The organism is Streptomyces sp. NPDC007162, assembly GCF_040634175.1.
In the GTDB taxonomy this organism is placed as follows: domain Bacteria; phylum Actinomycetota; class Actinomycetes; order Streptomycetales; family Streptomycetaceae; genus Streptomyces.
In genome coordinates this window covers 1-2,441 of the sequence record NZ_JBEYFC010000861.1, presented here as the reverse complement: position 1 = coordinate 2,441, position 2,441 = coordinate 1, and the positions used below count along the sequence as shown (strand labels likewise).

The following is a 2,441-nucleotide window of genomic DNA, read 5'->3' as shown; positions in this document are numbered from 1 at the left end:
CCCTCGAATCCCGCGACCATGCAGCGATGGGCAGCCTCGTCGAGATCGGCGGGGAGGGCTGCGCGGGCGGGCAGGGGGTCGGTGTGTGTCACCCCTGGAATACTCTGGTTAATCGAGCCGAAAGTCAACAGGATGATGGTTCATCCATTCACCCCTTGCTCGCGCGGCCCTGCTCAGCGGTCCGCTCGAAGGCGTTCGCAGCTCCCAATCAGCAGCCGAGTCGCCGTGAGGGCGGCCATAGCCTCAAATCGAGATCACCGAGCGGCCGTCGATGCACCATCACACGCACAGCGGCCCCGCAGACAGGAGGAGCAGGGTTCCACTGCCGGGCCTGCGGGACCGGTGCATCACTCACGTACCCTGCGATGCATCCGATACGCCCCATCCGTCCCGACCGCTCACACAGAAGGTCGTCCTGCGCGAGCGGGGCCCGGCCGCATACGGCCGGGCCCCGCTCATTCCTCGCAGGTGGCGCCTGTCTCGCGCCTGGTCGTGTCCGTCTACCAGCGGTACCAACGGCCCTTGCGGCCACCGCTGTCCACCGTACGGACGACAAAGCCCAGCAGCCACACGACGAGCACGATCACCGCAATCCACCACAGTGCCTTCAGCGCGAAGCCCGCGCCGAAGAGGATCAGAGCCAGCAGCAGAACGAGAAGCAGGGGAACCATCGTTATCAACCTCCTGGCCACCGAATGCCCTTACTTCAGCCCTACAAGCACACAAAATATGAGTTACTTCCAAGGGATGAGGGGCATAAGCGCGCCGCCTACCGCGGAAGGTGTCCCCCTTTTCTCGCGCCTCACGCACTGCAGATCCGCACCAAATGGGGCGGTGACCGGCTGAGCACGGCCCTTGCCACCGCCCGAGCGCGGAAGTCGGACTCGGTGCCGGGGAGGATGTCGCCCGTCGACACGTGGCCGAGGAGCCGCTTGACAACCTCGCGGACGGGGGGCCTCGCGCACCACGGGGCGCAGGACTGGCCACGGTCACGGTCACCGGGGTCCGGCCGGCTACGCCGCGACGTATTCGGCGTCCGTTGGACGGGTGCCGGGTCACTCAGGGTGCGCGACCGCCTCTCGCTGAAGTTGCACCGCCGCAAGCAGGCTCAGCGTCGGCTCCGCCTGACGCAACGCCTTCACCGCGGCGACCGAGCCGACGTCTCCGGTGAAGTCGACGGCGGCCAGCCGGGAGCGGACCCAGCGGGCACGCAGCAGGATCTCGGTGGCGGCGGCGGTGGACTCCACAAGTGCGGCGGCGCGTTCCAGGCCCGGGCGCTCCTCCGGCGAAGCCTCCGCCAGCGCCTCGCGCAGGGCAGCCGCGACCTCGTCCGTGTCCCGGATGGTCAGCACGAAGGTGTTCTTCCTGCCCAGTCCCGTGATTCCTGTCATGGAGGTCAGCCTGACGGCCATGTCCGCGCGCACCAAGCGACTTGAGGAATCTCAGAGGTACCGTTCGGGCCACGACTCGCCGAGCCGCCGTAGCGGTGGAAGAACACACCGATCTGGCCGGTCACCGTACGGGTGATGCCGGGACTGTCCTCTGACTGGAGCTGATGCGCGAGTGGGGAAACCTCGTGGTGAATGCACCTGCAGCTTGTCTCGTAAGTGATCTCCGAGTCGACACGGGCGCGCCTGGTAGCCGCTGTCCGCGATCGATTCCAGGGTTGGTGGTCGTCGCGATTCCGGACCGGAGGGCGGCACGGCCCCATAGGCTGAGCCCCCGTCCGCACTGTCTGGGGGAGTGATGACCAGTAGGTTCACTGAGTTGGTTGTCGACTGCCGTGATCCGGAGCGGCTCGCGGCTTTCTGGAGCGCTGTCCTGGGTTTCAAGGTGATCGACCGGAGCGAGGGCAAGGTCGAGATCGGCTCCTGGGAGCCGACCGTCGAGGAGGTCCGGGCCCGCCAGATGCCGCCCACTCTGGTGTTCATCCGGGTGCCCGAGGGCAAGACTGTGAAGAACCGGCTCCACCTCGACGTCAGTCCGCTCGACGGCAGTACCGACGACGAGGTGGCCAGGCTGCTCGGCCTCGGCGCAGCCAAGGTGGACGTGGGCCAGGGCCCCGGCCGGAGCTGGGTGGTCATGGCCGATCCCGAGGGCAACGAGTTCGATGTCATGCGCACCCTGGCACCGTCCAACTCGTGATCTGTTCCAAGGGTCAGTGGTCGTAGGCGGTCAGTGAGCGCAGGACGGGCTGTCCGCTCCGGTCGTTGTGCCGGATGGCGGTGGTCAGTGCGAGGATGCGCTGCACGACGCGGGCGACGACGCCGGGGTGTGCGGCCGTGGTGCTGTTCGAGGTTGAGCCGGCCCTTGAGGGTCTCAGGGATCCAGCAAAAGAAGCGGCTGGGGCTGGCGCAGCAGCCGTACTCGGCCAAACTCGACCGCCTTGCGCAGGCGCTTGTTGCAGCCGGGCTGCTGGGGCAGGTACGGGAACAGATGCA

General features: G+C 67.3%; 3 protein-coding genes and 1 pseudogene. 1 reads left to right on the top strand and 3 read right to left on the bottom strand.

What is annotated here, in order from left to right; all coding sequences use genetic code 11:
- Positions 1 to 500: 500 nt before the first annotated feature.
- Together ABZ646_RS45045 and ABZ646_RS45040 are read right to left on the bottom strand one after the other, a co-directional pair.
- Positions 501 to 671, bottom strand: coding sequence for a hydrophobic protein (locus ABZ646_RS45045; RefSeq protein ID WP_132891762.1), 171 nt, complete (start codon positions 669 to 671; stop codon positions 501 to 503).
- 384 nt (positions 672 to 1,055) lie between these two features.
- Positions 1,056 to 1,391, bottom strand: a complete 336-nt coding sequence (locus ABZ646_RS45040) for a hypothetical protein (protein WP_360533132.1) — start codon at positions 1,389 to 1,391, stop codon at positions 1,056 to 1,058.
- 355 nt (positions 1,392 to 1,746) lie between these two features.
- Between ABZ646_RS45040 and ABZ646_RS45035 the strand changes: the two genes are divergently transcribed.
- Positions 1,747 to 2,145: a VOC family protein gene (locus ABZ646_RS45035; protein ID WP_360533129.1), complete on the top strand. Its 399-nt coding sequence runs from the start codon at positions 1,747 to 1,749 to the stop codon at positions 2,143 to 2,145.
- 13 nt (positions 2,146 to 2,158) lie between these two features.
- On the opposite strand, the pseudogene ABZ646_RS45030 reads toward ABZ646_RS45035, so the two are convergent.
- Positions 2,159 to 2,327, bottom strand: a pseudogene (locus ABZ646_RS45030) (IS982 family transposase); the annotation flags it as partial.
- Positions 2,328 to 2,441: the final 114 nt, after the last annotated feature.

Coding starts and splice junctions, on each gene's coding strand:
- ABZ646_RS45045 (WP_132891762.1), bottom strand. CDS start 671: ATGGTTCCCCTGCTTCTCGTTCTGCTGCTGGCTCTGATCCTCTTCGGC.
- ABZ646_RS45040 (WP_360533132.1), bottom strand. CDS start 1,391: ATGACAGGAATCACGGGACTGGGCAGGAAGAACACCTTCGTGCTGACC.
- ABZ646_RS45035 (WP_360533129.1), top strand. CDS start 1,747: ATGACCAGTAGGTTCACTGAGTTGGTTGTCGACTGCCGTGATCCGGAG.